This window comes from Streptomyces sp. NPDC021012, from assembly GCF_044333355.1.
Taxonomy (GTDB): domain Bacteria; phylum Actinomycetota; class Actinomycetes; order Streptomycetales; family Streptomycetaceae; genus Streptomyces.
The window spans coordinates 178,755-196,280 of the sequence record NZ_JBIRQU010000011.1 but is presented as its reverse complement, the minus strand read 5'-3'; the positions used below and the strand labels follow the sequence as shown (position 1 = coordinate 196,280).

General features: G+C 71.9%; 15 protein-coding genes and 1 other RNA gene. 13 read left to right on the top strand and 3 right to left on the bottom strand.

From position 1 onward, the window contains the following. The first annotated feature begins 38 nt into the window (after window positions 1-38). Window positions 39-236: an LPXTG cell wall anchor domain-containing protein gene (locus ACH4TP_RS31030; RefSeq protein WP_389237324.1), complete on the top strand. Its 198-nt coding sequence runs from the start codon at window positions 39-41 to the stop codon at window positions 234-236. Between the two features lie 89 nt (window positions 237-325). Here the strand turns inward: ACH4TP_RS31030 and ACH4TP_RS31025 are convergent, their stop codons facing one another. Beyond that, complete coding sequence (locus ACH4TP_RS31025) at window positions 326-508, bottom strand: hypothetical protein (protein ID WP_352023462.1); 183 nt, start codon at window positions 506-508, stop codon at window positions 326-328. 235 nt (window positions 509-743) lie between these two features. Between ACH4TP_RS31025 and ftsE the strand changes: the two genes are divergently transcribed. The 6 genes from ftsE to ACH4TP_RS30995 all read left to right on the top strand — a co-directional run bounded on the left by ftsE (window position 744) and on the right by ACH4TP_RS30995 (window position 5,890). Next, the gene (gene ftsE, locus ACH4TP_RS31020; protein ID WP_030692056.1) at window positions 744-1,433 is read left to right on the top strand and encodes a cell division ATP-binding protein FtsE; all 690 of its coding nucleotides are present in this window, start codon (window positions 744-746) and stop codon (window positions 1,431-1,433) included. A gap of 21 nt (window positions 1,434-1,454) precedes the next feature. Continuing rightward, on the top strand, window positions 1,455-2,372 hold the full coding sequence (ftsX, locus tag ACH4TP_RS31015; RefSeq protein WP_389237326.1) for a permease-like cell division protein FtsX: 918 nt from the start codon (window positions 1,455-1,457) through the stop codon (window positions 2,370-2,372). A gap of 78 nt (window positions 2,373-2,450) precedes the next feature. After that, entirely contained in the window at window positions 2,451-3,626 is a 1,176-nt protein-coding gene (locus ACH4TP_RS31010; RefSeq protein ID WP_398439763.1) for a S41 family peptidase, read from the top strand. 18 nt (window positions 3,627-3,644) lie between these two features. Further along, the gene (gene smpB, locus ACH4TP_RS31005) at window positions 3,645-4,193 is read left to right on the top strand and encodes an SsrA-binding protein SmpB (RefSeq protein ID WP_389237330.1); all 549 of its coding nucleotides are present in this window, start codon (window positions 3,645-3,647) and stop codon (window positions 4,191-4,193) included. 80 nt (window positions 4,194-4,273) lie between these two features. Further along, window positions 4,274-4,667: a transfer-messenger RNA gene (ssrA, locus tag ACH4TP_RS31000) on the top strand. 140 nt (window positions 4,668-4,807) lie between these two features. After that, window positions 4,808-5,890: a hypothetical protein gene (locus ACH4TP_RS30995; protein ID WP_398439762.1), complete on the top strand. Its 1,083-nt coding sequence runs from the start codon at window positions 4,808-4,810 to the stop codon at window positions 5,888-5,890. Here ACH4TP_RS30995 and ACH4TP_RS30990 read toward each other — a convergent pair. Further along, window positions 5,887-7,137, bottom strand: a complete 1,251-nt coding sequence (locus ACH4TP_RS30990) for an MFS transporter (RefSeq protein ID WP_398439761.1) — start codon at window positions 7,135-7,137, stop codon at window positions 5,887-5,889. The two genes, ACH4TP_RS30995 and ACH4TP_RS30990, sit on opposite strands and share 4 nt — an antisense overlap. A gap of 83 nt (window positions 7,138-7,220) precedes the next feature. Here ACH4TP_RS30990 and ACH4TP_RS30985 point away from each other — a divergent pair, with 83 nt between their 5' ends. From ACH4TP_RS30985 to ACH4TP_RS30960, 6 genes are all read left to right on the top strand, one after another. Next, the gene (locus ACH4TP_RS30985) at window positions 7,221-8,183 is read left to right on the top strand and encodes a LysR family transcriptional regulator (RefSeq protein WP_389237336.1); all 963 of its coding nucleotides are present in this window, start codon (window positions 7,221-7,223) and stop codon (window positions 8,181-8,183) included. Window positions 8,184-8,322: 139 nt separating this feature from the next. Next, window positions 8,323-9,678: a nitrate/nitrite transporter gene (locus tag ACH4TP_RS30980; protein ID WP_398439760.1), complete on the top strand. Its 1,356-nt coding sequence runs from the start codon at window positions 8,323-8,325 to the stop codon at window positions 9,676-9,678. Window positions 9,679-9,773: 95 nt separating this feature from the next. Continuing rightward, the gene (locus tag ACH4TP_RS30975; protein ID WP_389237340.1) at window positions 9,774-10,922 is read left to right on the top strand and encodes a uroporphyrinogen-III synthase; all 1,149 of its coding nucleotides are present in this window, start codon (window positions 9,774-9,776) and stop codon (window positions 10,920-10,922) included. A gap of 84 nt (window positions 10,923-11,006) precedes the next feature. Further along, window positions 11,007-13,334: a HelD family protein gene (locus tag ACH4TP_RS30970; protein WP_389237342.1), complete on the top strand. Its 2,328-nt coding sequence runs from the start codon at window positions 11,007-11,009 to the stop codon at window positions 13,332-13,334. A 412-nt stretch (window positions 13,335-13,746) separates the two neighbouring features. Next, entirely contained in the window at window positions 13,747-15,177 is a 1,431-nt protein-coding gene (locus ACH4TP_RS30965) for an NAD-dependent malic enzyme (protein WP_389237344.1), read from the top strand. Window positions 15,178-15,489: 312 nt separating this feature from the next. Further along, window positions 15,490-15,771, top strand: a complete 282-nt coding sequence (locus tag ACH4TP_RS30960) for an HU family DNA-binding protein (RefSeq protein ID WP_015033921.1) — start codon at window positions 15,490-15,492, stop codon at window positions 15,769-15,771. A 289-nt stretch (window positions 15,772-16,060) separates the two neighbouring features. On the opposite strand, the gene murA is transcribed toward ACH4TP_RS30960, so the two are convergent. Beyond that, window positions 16,061-17,401 carry a UDP-N-acetylglucosamine 1-carboxyvinyltransferase gene (gene murA / locus ACH4TP_RS30955; RefSeq protein ID WP_389237346.1) on the bottom strand — a complete coding sequence of 447 codons (1,341 nt, stop codon included), beginning with the start codon at window positions 17,399-17,401 and terminating at the stop codon, window positions 16,061-16,063. Window positions 17,402-17,526 lie beyond the last annotated feature (125 nt).

Genomic DNA, 17,526 nt, shown 5'->3' with positions numbered 1-17,526 from the left:
CCGGCACCTGCACCGTCGACCTCGACGGCGCCGAGTGCGTGGACACCCCGAACAACGCCGACCCGAACCAGGGCGGCTCGCAGCCGGTGCAGCAGGGTGCGGCGAAGGAGGAGCTCGCCGAGACCGGTGCGGCCGAGACCTCGTTCCTGATCATCGGTGCCGCGACGATGATCGCCGGCGGCATCGGCTTCCGGATGCTGCCGCGTCTCGTGGGCGGCGGTCGCGCCGCCGTCTGAGGCGCGTGACGCATGACGAAGGGCCGGGGCGTTCGCTCCCCGGCCCTTTCGTGTGGTTCCGGCTCGTGCGGGCTTCGTGCGCCCTCCGGTCAGGCGGCCTGGATCGCGGCGAGCAGCGCTATCGCGGCCAGCAGTGCGATCGCCAGCGTCAGCAGCATCGCGGGTGACAGCCCCTGGGGGGTCAGCCGCTCCCGGTTGGCGCGGCAGACGGGGCAGCGGCCCTCGGCGACCGGTGCCGCGCAGTTGGCGCACACCAGTCGGTCGTAGGTCATGCGCTCTCCTCCTCCCGCACTGGGGTACACACCAGGACAACGTCCGGAGGGACCCGGACGTTCCCCCTACCACTGTGCCAGCTCCGGGGCGTTTCGGCGCGCCCCGGCGGACCGGCCGCCGTCCGCCCCCGGGGGCGAAAAGGATAAACGTCGCAAGCCAGGACCGCGACTGCGCGGGCCATCCCCGGTCGCGTAAGGTCACGCACACCTACTCCCGGCCGACCGTGGTGCATCCGTGATCCGATTCGACAACGTCTCCAAGTCCTATCCGAAGCAGAGCCGCCCCGCGCTCCGGGACGTCTCCCTGGAGATCGAGAAGGGGGAGTTCGTCTTCCTCGTCGGCTCCTCCGGCTCCGGAAAGTCGACTTTCCTGCGACTGCTCCTGCGTGAGGAGCGCGCCAGTCAGGGCCAGGTGCACGTCCTCGGCAAGGACCTGGCCCGGCTCTCCAACTGGAAGGTGCCGCAGATGCGGCGCCAGCTGGGCACCGTCTTCCAGGACTTCCGCCTGCTGCCCAACAAGACCGTCGCCGAGAACGTGGCCTTCGCGCAGGAGGTCATCGGCAAGCCGCGCGGCGAGATCCGCAAGGCCGTGCCGCAGGTGCTCGACCTGGTCGGGCTCGGCGGCAAGGAGGACCGGATGCCGGGCGAGCTCTCCGGCGGTGAGCAGCAGCGCGTCGCCATCGCCCGTGCGTTCGTCAACCGGCCGATGCTGCTGATCGCCGACGAGCCCACCGGCAACCTCGACCCGCAGACCTCCGTCGGCATCATGAAGCTGCTCGACCGGATCAACAGGACAGGGACCACCGTCGTCATGGCGACCCACGACCAGAACATCGTCGACCAGATGCGCAAGCGCGTCATCGAGCTCGAAAAGGGCCGCCTCGTCCGCGACCAGGCGCGCGGCGTCTACGGCTACCAGCACTGACGGCGGGGGATCCAGAACACCATGCGCGCTCAGTTCGTGCTCTCCGAGATCGGTGTCGGTCTCCGGCGCAATCTCACGATGACCTTCGCCGTCATCGTCTCCGTGGCCCTCTCGCTCGCCCTCTTCGGCGGTGCGCTGCTCATGCGCGAGCAGGTCAGCACGATGAAGGACTACTGGTACGACAAGGTCAACGTCTCCATCTTCCTCTGCAACAAGGCGGACGCCGCCTCGGCGGGCAAGTGCGCCAAGGGTGCGGTCACCAACCAGCAGATCGACCAGATCGAGGCCGATCTGAAGAAGATGGACATCGTCGAGTCCGTCCACCGGGAGACGGCCGACGAGGCGTTCAAGCACTACAAGGAGCAGTACGGCGACACCGCCATCGCCTCCGTGGTGACGCCGGACCAGATGCAGGAGTCGCTCCGGGTCAAGCTCAAGGACCCGGAGAAGTACAAGGTCGTCGCCACGGCCTTCGCCGGCCGCGACGGCGTCGAGTCGGTCCAGGACCAGCGGAACATCCTGCAGAACCTCTTCGACCTGATGAACGGCATGAACATCGCCGCCCTCGGCGTCATGGGCCTGATGCTGGTCATCGCGCTGATGCTGATCGTCAACACCGTCCGCGTCTCGGCCTTCAGCCGCCGCCGCGAGACCGGCATCATGCGGCTCGTCGGCGCGTCCAGCTTCTACATCCAGATGCCGTTCATCATGGAGGCCGCCTTCGCCGGCCTCCTCGGCGGCGGCGTCGCCTGCGTGCTGCTGCTCGTCGGCCGGTACTTCCTGATCGACCACGGCATCGCGCTCGCCGACAAGATGCAGCTGGTCAACTTCATCGGCTGGGACGCCGTCCTCGCGAAGCTGCCGCTGGTGCTCGTCATCGGACTGCTCATGCCCGCCGTGGCCGCTTTCATCGCGCTGCGCAAGTACCTGAAGGTGTGACAAGACACCTGTGACGGTGGATGGCGTCGTGCGGGCAAAGCCCGTGCGGCGCCATCGCCTTGTCCTAGAGTGGGCGCCATGCCGGCCGGGCCCGCACCCTTCTGTATCCGGCCCCGCGGAGTCGTCCGCGGGGCCGTTCTGACGTTGGTCTTCGCCGGGGTCCTCGCCACCGCGGCCGCCACCGGCGCGCTGCCCCGGCAGGAGTCCGGGGGCGCGCAGCGGCAGGCCCCGGCCCGTACGCCGGGCGGGGCGACCGTCGACAGTGCCGCGCTCAGCCGGGCCGCCGCGGCGGCCATGGCCGACGGGAAGTCGGGCAAGCAGGCGGCGGAGGAGTTCGTCAGCCGCAGCGGGGACCGCTGGGGCGCGGTGTACGACAAGAGGGAGTACGCCGAGTTCGAGCAGGCCCTCGACGGCGCCTACACCGGGGTCGGGCTCTCCGCCGGGCGCTCCGGGGCGGGCGGGGTGCGGGTGACGCGGGTGCAGCCCGGGGGGCCCGCCGAGCGGGCCGGGCTGCGGGCCGGCGACCGGCTCGTCTCCGTCGACGGGCGGTCGGTCGACGGGCTCTCCGTCTCCGAGGTGGTCTCGCTGCTGCGGGGCGACGGCGTGCCCGGTTCGGCCGTCGGCCTGCGCGTCGAGCGCGGCCGGGCCGTCTGGACGCAGACCCTGCGCCGGGCCCGGCTGGCGACGGACCCGGTCACCGTCCGCCGCCTCGACGACGGGACCGTGCTGATCCGGGTCGCCGCCTTCACGAAGGGCGCGGGCACGCGCGTGCGTGACGCGGTGCGGGCCGCCCCGGCCGGCGCCGGGGTCCTCCTGGACCTGCGCGGCAACTCCGGCGGCCTGGTCGAGGAGGCCGCCGTGGCCGCCTCCGCCTTCCTCGACGGCGGGCTGGTCGCCACGTACGACGTGGACGGCGAGCAGCGGGCCGTGTACGCGGAGGGCGGCGGCGACACCGGCAGGCCCCTGGTGGCGCTGATCGACGGGGGCACGATGAGTGCGGCCGAGCTGCTCACGGGCGCCCTCCAGGACCGGGGCCGGGCGGTCACCGTCGGCTCGCGGACCTTCGGCAAGGGGTCGGTGCAGATGCCGAGCGCCCTGCCCGACGGTTCCGTGGCCGAGCTGACCGTCGGCCACTACCGCACCCCCGCCGGGCACGCCGTCGACGGCCGGGGCATCACGCCGGACCTGGCGGCGGGGGAGCGGGCCGAGGAGCGGGCGAGAACGGTATTGAGTGGCCTCGGAGGGGGCTCGTAGTGCGAAAATGACCGCACTATGGCAAAGGGACTCGTGAACGTGCAGGGCAAGCCTGCGAAGAAGGCATCGGACAAGGCGCCCGAGCGGAAGCTCATCGCGCAGAACAAGAAGGCGCGCCACGACTACCACATCATCGACACGTACGAGTGCGGTGTGGTGCTCATGGGCACCGAGGTGAAGTCGCTGCGGATGGGCCGGGCCTCGCTGGTCGACGGCTTCGTCCAGATCGACGGCCACGAGGCGTGGCTGCACAACATCCACGTGCCCGAGTACATGCAGGGCAGCTGGACGAACCACCACGCGAAGCGGAAGCGGAAGCTGCTGCTGCACCGGGCCGAGATCGACAAGCTGGAGTCGAAGGCGTCGGAGACGGGTCACACGATCGTGCCCCTCTCGCTGTACTTCCTGAACGGCCGGGTGAAGTGCGAGATCGCGCTTGCCAAGGGCAAGAAGGAGTACGACAAGCGCCAGACCCTGCGGGAGAAGCAGGACACGCGCGAGACGAACCGCGCGATCGCGTCGGCCCGGCGGAAGCAGCGGGCGGCTCAGGCCGCCGAGCGCGGGTAATACGCTGGCGACGGCACCCGTCGGTCGCGTACGATGGGAACCAGCACCCCAAGAGGGTGCGACCTTTGAAAAAACAACATGGGGATGATCGGTTTCGACAGCGGATGTCGAAGCAGTGGGAAGCGTGTCGAGGAAGCGGCAATGATCTCGTAAACCATATGTCGCAACCAATAATCGCCAACACCAAGAGCGATAACTCCCGCTTCGCCCTCGCTGCCTAATTTTAGGTAACGACAAGAAGCCTCTGTGAGGAGCGTCAGCCCGGGGGTGGTCCCGACCCGGATCCTGGCGTCATTTAGGGATCTAAACCTCCAGCCCCGGTCACGGGGGTTGGAGGGAAATCAAACAGTGGCTGAGCCCGTTCCGGACTTGTCTGGGTGATCCGGAGGGCCGAGAAACTCGTACCAGACTGCACACGGAGAAGCCCTGATTCCGCACCGTTGGACGCGGGTTCGATTCCCGCCATCTCCACTCATCCCATGTGGGCACAGGCCCGGTGGTCGCGCGAGCGACTGCCGGGCCTTTGTCATGCCGTCGCCCCTCTTGTGGGCTTGGTCTGGACCTGACACCCTGCGGTCGCCGCCCCCCACGCCACGGCACTCCCGGAGGTACGTATGCGTCACAGACCCCTCGCGGTCCTGCTCATGCTCCTCGCCCTCCTCGTCCCCGCCACCCTGCCCGCCGGCGCCGCCGCGCCCGCGCCCGTCCAGGTCTACGGAGCCTGGCACTGCGGGGACGACTACTGCACCTGGTCCACCGTCCGCGACGTCGCCGAGTTCGACGCCGAGAACCACTGGCTGATCGACCGCGGCGACGGACGGCCCTCCGTCAACCTGGTCGTGCTCAGCTTCGTCGACCCGCTGAAGCTGCTGCACCGCACCACCGATGCCACCACCGCGAACGGCGTCCCCGTCGGCATGAGCCGCGAGATCGTCCAGTACTTCACCTCGCACGGCATTCGCGTGATGCTGTCGGTCGGCGGGATCACGTACACCGACGCCTGGGACGCGGCCCTCGCCGAGAACGCCACGCAGCTGGGGCTCGACGCGGCCGCCGTCGCCGCCGACCTCGGGGTCGGCATCGAGATCGACTACGAGCAGAACACCGGCCCGAACCTCACCGGGCTCCAGGCCTTCATCGACGCCTACCGGTCCGTCCACCCCTACGACGCCTCCGGTACGAGGCCGGCCGCGCGGCTCACCATCGACACCGCCGCCGGTGACCGCTGGCTCATCGACATCAACCGCAAGGCCACCGCCGACTGGCTGCGCACCGACAAGCCGGTGCTCGACTACGCCAACGCGATGGTGACCGCCCGGCCCACCACGGCGAGCTCGCACATCGCGAACTGGCAGGAGCACCTCGACGGCAAGTCCCAGTTCTCGCCGCCGGTCGCCCCGCTCGCCCCCGCCAAACTCACGGCCGGTCTCTACCTCGCGTACGGGCGCAGTCCGCTGCCCGAGTGCACCGACTTCGCGAACTCGCTCCAGAAGGCGACCGGGGACTGGGTACGGAACGCGGCGCCCAACGGGGCCGGGACCACGGCCGGGCTGCTCGGCTACATGTTCTGGGCCGCCGAGAAGCCCTCCACGCGCGGCCTCGGCACCCAGGAGCCCAACGGCTGCGCGGGCGGCGCCGGGGCCGGCGCGACCGCGTACGGGGTGCAGGTGCCGATGGCTCCGCTGCGGCAGAGCTAGGACCTGAGCGGTGCCTGGCGGCCCACCCCGGTCGCCGCGCACAGGGCGAAGGCCGTCGTCGCCGCCGTCACCGGGATCAGGAAGCCGAAGGAGGCGAAGGGGGCGTGGTCGGCGGCCCAGCCGCCGGTGGCCGAGCCGGTGGCGATGCCGGCCAGGAGGGCGGTCACGGCGAGGGTCATGCCCTCGTTGAGCTGGGAGGCGGGTGTGAGGCGCTGGACCAGGCCCATGCCCGTCACCATCGTCGGCGCCGTCGCCATGCCGGCCACCAGGAGGCCGGCGGCCAGGGCGGGCAGGGAGCCGGTCGAGGCGGCGAGGAGGGGCAGGGACATCAGGGCGGCCATCGCGGCCAGGCAGGTGCGCAGACGGGCGGCGCGGCGGGCGCGGCCGTAGAGGAGGCCCGCCGCGCAGGAGCCGGCCGCCTGGAGGGCGAGGACCGGTCCGGCGACCGGCCCGTCCACGTACGCCAGGGTCACCACCTCCATCGCGCCGAAGACCGCTCCCGTGGCGAGGAAGACCGCGAGCAGCGGTGCCATTCCCGGGGCGCGCAGCGGGGAGCCCGAGGAGGTGCGGGGGGCGACCGGGGGTTCGGTGGAGCGCTGGGCGGCGAAGAGCAGGACGCCGCCGAGGAAGAGCGCGGCGGCGGTGAGCGTGCCCGCCTCCGGGAAGAGCGCCGAGCAGAGGACGGCGGCCAGCACCGGGCCGAGCATGTAGCAGAGCTCGTCGGCGGCCTGCTCGAAGGCGTTCGCGGTGTGCAGCGCGTCCGGGTCGTCCCGGAGGAGGTGCGCCCAGCGGGCCCGGGACATCCCGCCCGTGTTCGGGGTGGTCGCGGTGAGGGCGGCGGTGAGGAAGAGCGCCCAGACCGGGGCCTTCGCGTGGACGCAGAGCACCAGGACCAGATGGCCGAGGACCGCGTAGGCGGTGGCCGGGACCGCGACCCCGGCCTGCCCGTACCGGTCGACGAGCCGGGCGATCAGCGGGCCGGTGACCGAGCCGACGGCGAGACCGGTGGCGGTGACCGCGCCGGCCAGGGCGTACGAGCCGTACCCCGCCGAGATCATGATCACGGCGCTCACGCCGAACATCCCCATGGGCAGCCGGGCGATCAGGTTCCCGGCGGTGAAGGCGCGGGTGCCGGGGCGGGTGAAGAGGCGGAGGTACGGGTTGGCGGGGAGCGTGCGGGGGGTTTCGCGGTAGCGGGGGGCGAGGGCCGGGCCCGCCGGGGTGAGGGTGAGGTCCGGTTGCGGCATGGACCAAGGGTGGGTGGGCACGGCCCTGGCGGTCCAACACCTACTCGGTGGTGATTCACGCGCCTGTGTTGTTGACTGCGACGATGTCCGTCGACCCGCGTCTGCTGCGCTCCTTCACCGCCGTCGCCGAAGAGCTGCACTTCACCCGCGCCGCCGCCCGCCTCTACGTCGCCCAGCAGGCCCTCAGCCGCGACATCCGGCGCCTGGAGCGCGAGTTGGGCGCCGAGCTCTTCGTACGGACCACCCGGCAGGTCTCCCTCACCCCCGACGGCGAACGCCTCCTCCCGTACGCCCGCCGGGTGCTGGCCGCCCACGACGAGCTGGACGACGCCTTCCGCGCCGCGCCCCGGCCGCTCCTCGTCGACCTCAACAGCCCCGACCTCGTCCACGAGCGCGTCCTCCTCCGGGCCCGCGAACTCGCCCCGGAACAGGAGCTGATGGCCCGCTACGAGAGCGGACTCACCGGCGCCGTACGGGAGATCCTCGCCGGCCGGATCGACACCTCCTTCGGCCGGTACGGAGGGCTCGACGCCCGGCTCAGGGCCCGGCTCGACTCCCAGTTCGTCCGGTACGAGCCGATGGCCGTCGTCCTCCCCGGGGACCACCCGCTCGCCGCCCTGCCCGAGGTGCCGCTCGCCCGCCTCGCCGGCGAGCGGATCTACGCCGGGGCCGGGAACGACCGCACCCCCGAGTGGACCGACCTCGCCGCCCGCCTCTTCGCCGGGCGGGGCATCGAGATCGCCCCGCCCGCGCCCCTCGCGGTCGGCCGCCAGGAGTTCCGCCGGCTCATGGCCAAGCATCGCCACCCGGTCCTCGCCGTCGTCGGCTTCCCGCCCATGCCGGACTGCGTGACCCGGCCGCTCGTCGACCCCGTCCCGCTCTCGCCCGTGAGCCTGGTGTGGCGCAAGGGGCTCCGCCACCCCGGTCTGGACGCCCTGCGCCGGGCGGCGCAGGAGCTGGGCGCCCGGGAGGGGTGGCTCACCAGGCCCCCCGGCTCCTGGCTGCCCGAGGGGGAGCCCGGCCTGCCCGCGCACAGGCCCGCATAGGCCCGCACGGGGGCGCTCACAGGGGCCGCGCGCTCCGGGTGAGAGCAAGGTTCCGCCACCGTCACCTCACGGCACCGGCCTGAAACGCGTCCTTCCTAGCGTCGGTCGCATCAGGGATCCGACTCCGTGGAGGTGCGAGATGGGTGGCCGCTGGATCGAACACTGGGAACCGGAGGACGAGACCTTCTGGCGGGAGAAGGGAGAGCGGATCGCCCGCCGGAACCTCCTCTTCTCCGTGCTCTCCGAGCACATCGGCTTCTCCGTCTGGAGCCTCTGGTCCGTCATGGTCCTCTTCATGGGCCCCCAGTACGGGATCGACCCGGCAGGGAAGTTCTTCCTGATCGCCACCGCCACCCTCACCGGCGCGCTGATCCGCGTCCCGTACACCTTCGCCGTCGCCCGCTTCGGCGGCCGCAACTGGACGGTCCTCAGCGCCCTGCTGCTCCTGGCGCCCACCGGCCTCGCCCTCGCGGTGACGCGGCCCGGCACCCCGTACACCGTCTTCGTCCTCGTCGCCGCGCTCACCGGCGTCGGCGGCGGCAACTTCGCCTCCTCGATGACCAACATCAACGCCTTCTTCCCGCTCCGGAAGAAGGGCTGGGCGCTCGGCCTCAACGCGGGCGGCGGCAACATCGGCGTCCCCGTCGTCCAGCTCGTCGGCCTCCTCGTCATCGGCACCGCGGGCGCCCTGCACCCGAGGATCGTGCTCGGCGTCTACCTGCCCCTGATCGTCGTCGCCGCCGTCTGCGCCGCGCTCTTCATGGACAACCTCGCCCCCGTGAAGAACGACACCGGCGCCGCGAAGGAGGCCGTGCGGGCCCGGCACACCTGGATCATGGCCTTCCTGTACACCGGCACCTTCGGGTCCTTCATCGGCTACAGCTTCGCCTTCGGCCTCGTCCTCCAGACCCAGTTCGGCCGCACCCCGCTCCAGGCCGCATCGCTCACCTTCATCGGCCCGCTCCTCGGCTCCCTCGTCCGGCCCGTCGGCGGCACCCTCGCCGACCGGCACGGCGGCGCCCGCATCACCCTGGGGACCTTCGCCGCGATGGCCGCCGCGGCCGGCGTCGTCGTCTACGCCTCCGTCATCGAGTCCCTCGCCGTCTTCCTCGTCGGCTTCATCGGCCTCTTCGTCCTCAGCGGCCTCGGCAACGGTTCCACGTACAAGATGATCCCGGCGATCTTCCTCGCCCAGGGCCACCGCCGCGGTCTCGCGGGCGAGGCCGCCGAAGCCTACGGACGGCGGCTCTCCGGGGCCGCCATGGGCCTCATCGGCGCCGTCGGCGCGCTCGGCGGACTCGGCATCAACCTCGCCTTCCGCCAGTCCTTCCAGACCGCCGGCACCGGCACCGCCGCCTTCGTCGCCTTCCTCGCCTTCTACGCGGCCTGCATGGCCGTCACCTGGGCGGTATACCTTCGGAGCCCGGCCGCCGCCTCCGTGACCGCCGCGGCGGTCACGGAGCGCGAGCCCCGGCCCGCCGCCGCGCGGGTGTGACCCCCGTGGCCTCCCCGGCGTCCGGCGCGGACCGTAACGACCAGGAAATACGGGCGAACCCGGACCGTCACGCGCCCCCGTCAGGCTCGGACCCCATGGACGACCCCCGGGACGAGCAAGAACACGGCCCCCTCGCCGGCTTCACCGTCGGCGTCACCGCGGCACGCCGCGCCGACGAGCTGACCGCGCTGCTGCGCCGGCGCGGCGCGGCCGTCGTCCACGGGCCCGCCCTGCGGATCGTGCCCCTCGCCGACGACACCGAACTCCTCGCCGCCACCAAGGAACTCATCGGCCACGCCCCGGACGTCGTCGTCGCCACCACGGCGATCGGCTTCCGGGGCTGGATCGAGGCCGCGGAGGGGTGGGGGTACGGGGAGGAGCTCCTCGACGTGCTGCGCCGCGTCGAGCTCCTCGCCCGGGGCCCGAAGGTCAAGGGGGCCGTACGGGCCGCCGGGCTCACCGAGTCCTGGTCGCCCTCCTCGGAGTCCATGGCCGAGGTCCTCGACCGGCTCCTCGCGGAGGGCGTCGCGGGCCGCCGCATCGCGCTCCAGCTGCACGGGGAGCCGCTGCCGGGCTTCGTGGAGGCCCTGACGGCGGGCGGCGCGGAGGTCGTCGGCGTCCCCGTCTACCGCTGGATGCCGCCCGCGGACCTCGGGCCGCTCGACCGGCTCCTCGACGCGGTCCTCTCGCGCGGGCTCGACGCGGTCACCTTCACCAGCGCGCCCGCGGCCGCGTCGCTGCTCTCCCGGGCGGGGGAGCGGGGCGTACGGGACGAACTCGTCGCCGCCCTGCGGCACGAGGTGCTCGCGATGTGCGTGGGGCCCGTGACGGCGCTGCCGCTCCAGGCGGAGGGCATCGACACCCACCAGCCGGAGCGCTTCCGGCTCGGCCCGCTCGTCCAGCTCCTCTGCAAGGAGCTGCCCGCCCGCGCCCGGGTCCTGCCCGTCGCCGGCCACCGCGTCGAGGTCCGCGGCCACGCCGCCCTCGTCGACGGCTCCCTGCGGCCCGTCCCGCCCGCCGGAATGGCCCTCCTCGGCCTCCTCGCCCGCCGCCCCGGCTGGGTCGTCTCCCGCGCCGACCTCCTGCGCGCCCTGCCCGGCTCCGGGCGCGACGAACACGCCGTCGAGACGGCGATGGCCCGCCTCCGCACGTCCCTCGGGACGCCGAAGCTGATCCAGACGGTGGTGAAGCGGGGATACCGGCTGGCGGTGGACCCGAGGGCGGAGCAGAAGTACGACGACTGAGCCCCGTCGACGCGCGCCTGACACGGTGCCCCCTCGTGGCGTACGCTCGACGGCTGCCCAGTGCACGTGAGAAGGGGGCCGTAGGTGGCCGCGCAGGAAGCCGTGGACACGGTCAGAGACCGTGAGATCGGTGTCGAGCAGGAACATCTGGATCAGGTCTACCGCCGTCTGGAGGAGAAGATCCACGAGGCGGAGTTCCTGATGAACGACGCCGCCCAGCGGGGCCAGGTCGGCACGCCCGGCGCCCTCGCCGAGCGGGACGCCCAGGTGTTCCGGGCCGGCATCCACCTCAACCGGCTCAACAACGAGTTCGAGGACTTCCTCTTCGGCCGGATCGACCTGCTGTACGGGAAGGACGGGAAGAAGGGCCCCGACGGGGCGTACACGTCCGTCGAGCCCGCCGAGGACGCCATCCGTCCCGACAACACCGCCGACATCGGCGAGACCCTCCACATCGGGCGGATCGGCGTCCTCGACTCCGACTACGCCCCGCTGGTGATCGACTGGCGCGCGCCCGCCGCCGCGCCGTTCTACCGGTCGACGCCCGTCGAGCCCGGCCGCGTCGTGCGCCGTCGTGTCATCCGCTCCAAGGGCCGCCAGGTCCTCGGCGTGGAGGACGACCTCATGCGTCCCGAGCTGCGCGCCACCCTCGACGGGCGCGAGCTGCCCGTGATCGGCGACGGCGCCCTGATGGCCGCCCTCGGCCAGGCCCGCAGCCACACCATGCGGGACATCGTGTCCTCCATCCAGGCCGAGCAGGACCTGGTGATCCGGGCGCCCGCCGCCTCCGTCACGTACGTCGAGGGCGGGCCCGGCACCGGCAAGACCGCCGTGGCCCTGCACCGGGCCGCCTACCTGCTCTACCAGGACCGGCGGCGCTACGCGGGCGGCATCCTGATCGTCTCGCCGACCCCGCTCCTCGTCTCGTACACCGAGGGCGTCCTGCCCTCCCTCGGCGAGGAGGGCCAGGTCGCGATCCGCGCCGTCGGCTCGCTCGTCGACGGCGCCGAGGCCACCGCCTACGACGAGCCGGCCGTCGCCCGGATCAAGGGCTCCTCCCGCATGGTGCACGTGCTGCGGAAGGCCGCCCGGGGCGCCCTGGAGACCCCCGCCCCCAAGGCACAGCCCGAGCTCGGGGAGGAGGAGCCCGTCTCCACCGGGACCCCCACCCGGCTCCGCGTCGTCGCCTTCGGGCGGCGCCTGGAGCTGGAGGCCGACGAGCTCCGCCGCATCCGGCACAACGTCCTCGGCGGCACCGCCCCCGTCAACCTGCTCCGGCCCCGCGCCCGCCGGCTCCTCCTCGACGCGCTGTACGCCAAGTCCGGCGCCGCCGGCCGGCACAGCGACCCCGAGCTCGCCGCCGAGCTGCGGTCCTCCTTCGACGAGGACGTGTCGACGGAGGACTCCTTCCTGTCCTTCCTCGACGCCTGGTGGCCCGAGCTCACGCCCCGGCAGGTCCTCGACGCCATGGCCGACGAGCGGCGGCTCGGCCGCTGGGCCCGCCGGATCCTCAACCCGGGCGAGGTGCGGCGGCTCGCTCGCTCGCTGCGCCGCCGGGAGCTCTCCGTCCACGACGTGGCCCTCCTCGACGAGCTGAACACCCTCCTCGGCGCCCCGGCCCGGCCCCGCAAGAAGCGGGAGTACGACCCGCTGGACCAGCTCACGGGCCTGGAGGAGCTGATGCCCGTACGGGAGGAGACCCAGCGGGAGCGGGCCGAGCGGCTCGCCGCCGAGCGCACCGAGTACGCGCACGTGATCGTGGACGAGGCCCAGGACCTGACGCCCATGCAGTGGCGGATGGTCGGGCGACGCGGCCGGCATGCCACCTGGACGGTCGTCGGCGACCCGGCGCAGTCCTCCTGGTCGGACCCGGACGAGGCCGCCGAGGCCCGCGACGAGGCCCTCGGCACCCGGCCCCGGCGCCGCTTCGAGCTCACCGTGAACTACCGGAACCCGGCCGAGATCGCCGAGCTGGCCGCCAAGGTCCTGGCCCTCGCCATGCCGGGCAAGGAGTCGCCGCGCGCGGTCCGCTCGACGGGCGTCGAGCCCCGCTTCGTCCCCGTGGCGGAGAAGGGCGAGCTGGCCGAAACCGTACGTTTGGAAGCGGAGCGGCTGCTCGGCGAGGTGGACGGAACCGTCGGTGTCGTCGTCGCCATGAACCGGCGGGAAGAGGCCGCGCGGTGGCTCGCCGGCCTCGGCGACCGGGTGGTGGCCCTCGGCTCCCTGGAGGCGAAGGGGCTTGAGTACGACGCCACGGTGGTCGTCTCTCCCGCCGAGATCGCGGACGAGTCCCCGGCCGGCCTGCGGGTGCTGTACGTGGCCCTCACCCGGTCCACCCAGGCGCTCACGGTCCTCGCGGGCGACCGTGACATGCCGGACGAGGCGGGGGTCCCGGACCTGCTGCGGGACTGAGTCGGCCGGCGCCGCGGGGCCGGGCCGACCGGACCCGCGGCGCCGATTTCAGGTCAACCTGTGGCGCTGGAATCACCAGCCAGGGTGGTTTGTTAGCCTTGTCGTGGCACCGGCTCGATCCAAGCCCCCGGGCCCAACCTTCGTCCCTCAGAGGGACCACTTGCCGCGAGGCGAGCATGGCGGGTCGGTGCCACTTAGATGTATGTACGAAGTTGAGGCCCCTGGTCACCTCCGGTGACGGGGGCCTCTTCTGTTTCCCCAGCGGTTCTCGTATGGTGGAAAGTACTTTCCGAAAACGAAATGACCGCATTACCTGCTACCGGCGGGTAGGTGCGACCATCGGAGGGCGCCGCCAGGGCAACCAGCCGGGGCGACGTAGCAGCGAAGCTAGGGAAAGCAGAGGAACTCGGCCATGGCAACGGCGCCCAGCGTCTCGTACTCGATGACGGTCCGGCTGGAGGTTCCCGCGAGCGGGACCGCGGTCTCCCAGCTCACCACGGCGGTGGAGTCCCACGGCGGATCCGTCACCGGCCTCGACGTGACCGCCTCCGGCCACGAGAAGCTCCGCATCGACGTCACGATCGCCGCGACCTCCACGGCGCATGCCGACGAGATCGTCCAGCAGCTGAAGACCATCGAGGGCGTCGTCCTCGGCAAGGTCTCCGACCGCACGTTCCTGATGCACCTCGGCGGCAAGATCGAGATGGCGTCGAAGCACCCCATCCGCAACCGTGACGACCTCTCGATGATCTACACCCCGGGCGTCGCCCGCGTGTGCATGGCGATCGCCGAGAACCCCGAGGACGCCCGCCGCCTCACCATCAAGCGCAACACCGTCGCGGTCGTCACCGACGGCTCCGCCGTCCTCGGCCTCGGCAACATCGGCCCGATGGCCGCCATGCCGGTCATGGAGGGCAAGGCGGCCCTGTTCAAGCGCTTCGCCGACATCGACGCCTGGCCGATCTGCCTGGACACCCAGGACACCGACGAGATCGTCGCGATCGTCAAGGCCATCGCCCCCGGCTTCGCGGGCATCAACCTGGAGGACATCTCCGCGCCCCGCTGCTTCGAGATCGAGGCCCGGCTGCGCGAGGCCCTCGACATCCCCGTCTTCCACGACGACCAGCACGGCACCGCCATCGTCGTCCTCGCCGCCCTCACCAACGCGCTGCGCGTGGTCGGCAAGGGCATCGGCGACGTACGGGTCGTCATGTCCGGTGCCGGCGCCGCCGGTACGGCCATCCTCAAGCTGCTGATCGCGGCGGGTGTGAAGCACGCCGTCGTCGCCGACATCCACGGCGTCGTGCACGCGGACCGCGAGGACCTGGTGGAGGCTGCCCCCGGCACCCCGCTGCGCTGGATCGCCGACAACACCAACCCCGAGGGCGTCACCGGCACCCTCAAGGAGGCCGTCGTCGGCGCCGACGTGTTCATCGGCGTCTCGGCCCCGAACCTGCTCGGCGCGGAGGACGTCGCCGCCATGGCGGAGGGCGCCATCGTGTTCGCGCTCGCGAACCCCGACCCGGAGGTCGACCCGGCCGCCGCCCGGCAGACCGCCGCCGTCGTCGCCACCGGCCGCTCGGACTTCCCGAACCAGATCAACAACGTGCTGGTCTTCCCCGGCGTCTTCCGCGGTCTGCTCGACGCCCAGTCCCGTACGGTCAACACGGAGATGATGCTGGCGGCGGCCTCCGCCCTCGCCGACGTGGTCACCGATGACGAGCTCAACCCGAACTACATCATCCCGTCGGTCTTCAACGACAAGGTCGCCGGCGCGGTCGCCGGAGCCGTCCGGAACGCGGCCAAGGCCGCCGGTGCCGGTGTGGCGCCGAGCGGGCGCTGACGGCGCGTCGCGATTCGCGGAGCCGTAAACCCGCCTTTAGGGTGGCTTTTCGGCTCCGCGCTGTTTCCGCGGTGTCGACAGAACGTCACCACCACGGGGTTCCGGCGCTTTTCGTGTGACCCGCGGGGGTGCCGGATTGGCGTTCCCGCCGCTGGTGGGGGCAGGATGCGTGTTTGGGCGCGAGGGTCTGTCATGTGACCCGGGTCCGGGGACTGTCCGAGGGCCCTGGCAGCATCGGCTTCGCTGTACCCAATCGCGCGGCTTCCGCCGCGTGGCACGCCTCACAGGCAAGAAAGACACGGGAGTAACAACATGAACCGCAGTGAGCTGGTGGCCGCCCTGGCCGACCGCGCCGAGGTGACCCGCAAGGACGCCGACGCCGTGCTGGCCGCTCTCGCCGAGACCGTCGGTGAGGTCGTCGCCAAGGGCGACGAGAAGGTCACCATCCCCGGCTTCCTGACCTTCGAGCGCACCCACCGTGCCGCTCGCACCGCTCGTAACCCGCAGACCGGCGACCCGATCGACATCCCGGCCGGCTACAGCGTGAAGGTCTCCGCGGGCTCGAAGCTCAAGGAAGCCGCCAAGGGCAAGTAAGGCTGCCTAGAGGCGCAGAAAGGGCGGCCACCCTGTCAGGGGGTGGCCGCCCTTTCGTATGCGCCTCAACGGGCCTTGTACGGCGTCCGTGCGGGCCGTACGACGTCCGTGCGGGCCCGTACCGCGCTCGTACGGGCCCGCCGCGACGCCCTTACACCAGCGCGCTGCCCGGGAGCTCGACCTTCGCGCCCGGCTCGACGAGCTTCTCCATGCTGTGCTTGCCCGGGGGACGACCCCCGGACCCCCGGCAGGGGGGCGCGGGGGTCGCCGGCGGGCCGTGAGTGCCGGGTCAGACCAGCGCGCTGCCCGGGAGCTCGACCTTCGCGCCCAGCTCGACGAGCTTCTCCATGAAGTTCTCGTAGCCGCGGTTGATCAGGTCGATGCCGTGGACCCGGCTCGTGCCCTGGGCCGCCAGCGCGGCGATCAGGTACGAGAAGCCGCCGCGCAGGTCGGGGATGACCAGGTCGGCGCCCTGGAGCTTCGTCGGGCCGGAGACGACCGCCGAGTGCAGGAAGTTCCGCTGGCCGAAGCGGCAGTCGGAGCCGCCGAGGCACTCGCGGTACAGCTGGATGTGCGCGCCCATCTGGTTCAGCGCGGAGGTGAAGCCGAGCCGCGACTCGTACACCGTCTCGTGGACGATGGAGAGGCCGGAGGCCTGCGTCAGGGCCACGACCAGCGGCTGCTGCCAGTCCGTCTGGAAGCCGGGGTGCACGTCCGTCTCCAGGTGGATCGCGTTCAGCGAGCCGCCCGGGTGCCAGAAGCGGATGCCCTCGTCGTCGATCTCGAAGGCGCCGCCGACCTTCCGGTACGTGTTGAGGAAGGTCATCATCGAGCGCTGCTGGGCGCCGCGCACGTAGATGTTGCCGCCGGTGGCCAGCGCCGCCGACGCCCAGGAGGCCGCCTCCAGGCGGTCCGGGATCGCCCGGTGGGTGTAGCCGTCGAGCTTGTCGACACCGGTGATCCGGATGGTCCGGTCGGTGTCCATGGAGATGATCGCGCCCATCTTCTGCAGGACGCAGATCAGGTCCTCGATCTCGGGCTCCACGGCCGCGTTCGACAGCTCGGTGACGCCCTCCGCGAGGACGGCCGTCAGCAGCACCTGCTCGGTCGAGCCGACCGAGGGGTACGGGAGGCGGATCTTGCAACCGCGAAGACGCTGCGGGGCCTCCAGGTACTGGCCGTCCGCCCGCTTCTCGATGGTCGCGCCGAACTGGCGGAGCACGTCGAAGTGGAAGTCGATGGGCCGGCCGCCGATGTCGCAGCCGCCCAGGCCCGGGATGAAGGCGTGGCCGAGGCGGTGCAGCAGCGGGCCGCAGAAGAGGATCGGGATGCGCGACGAACCGGCGTGGGCATCGATGTCGGCGACGTTCGCGGACTCGACGTGCGTCGGGTCGAGGACGAGCTCGCCGGGCTCCTCGCCCGGGCGGACCGTCACTCCGTGCAGCTGGAGCAGCCCGCGGACGACGCGGACGTCACGGATGTCGGGAACGTTGCGCAGGCGGCTGGGGCCGCTGCCGAGCAGGGCGGCGACCATCGCCTTGGGCACGAGGTTCTTCGCGCCGCGAACGCGGATCTCGCCCTCGAGCGGGGTTCCGCCGTGGACAAGCAGGACATCGTCTGTGCCGGTCATGTATCTCGCGTTCCGAATTGGGGGTCCGACGGGTGGCCAGAGAAAAGGGTAAGGGTCCATGAGACCCCCTTCGGGTGCCTCGGGGGGCCTGTCAGATGTAATGAATTCGGCACAACACCCTCTGT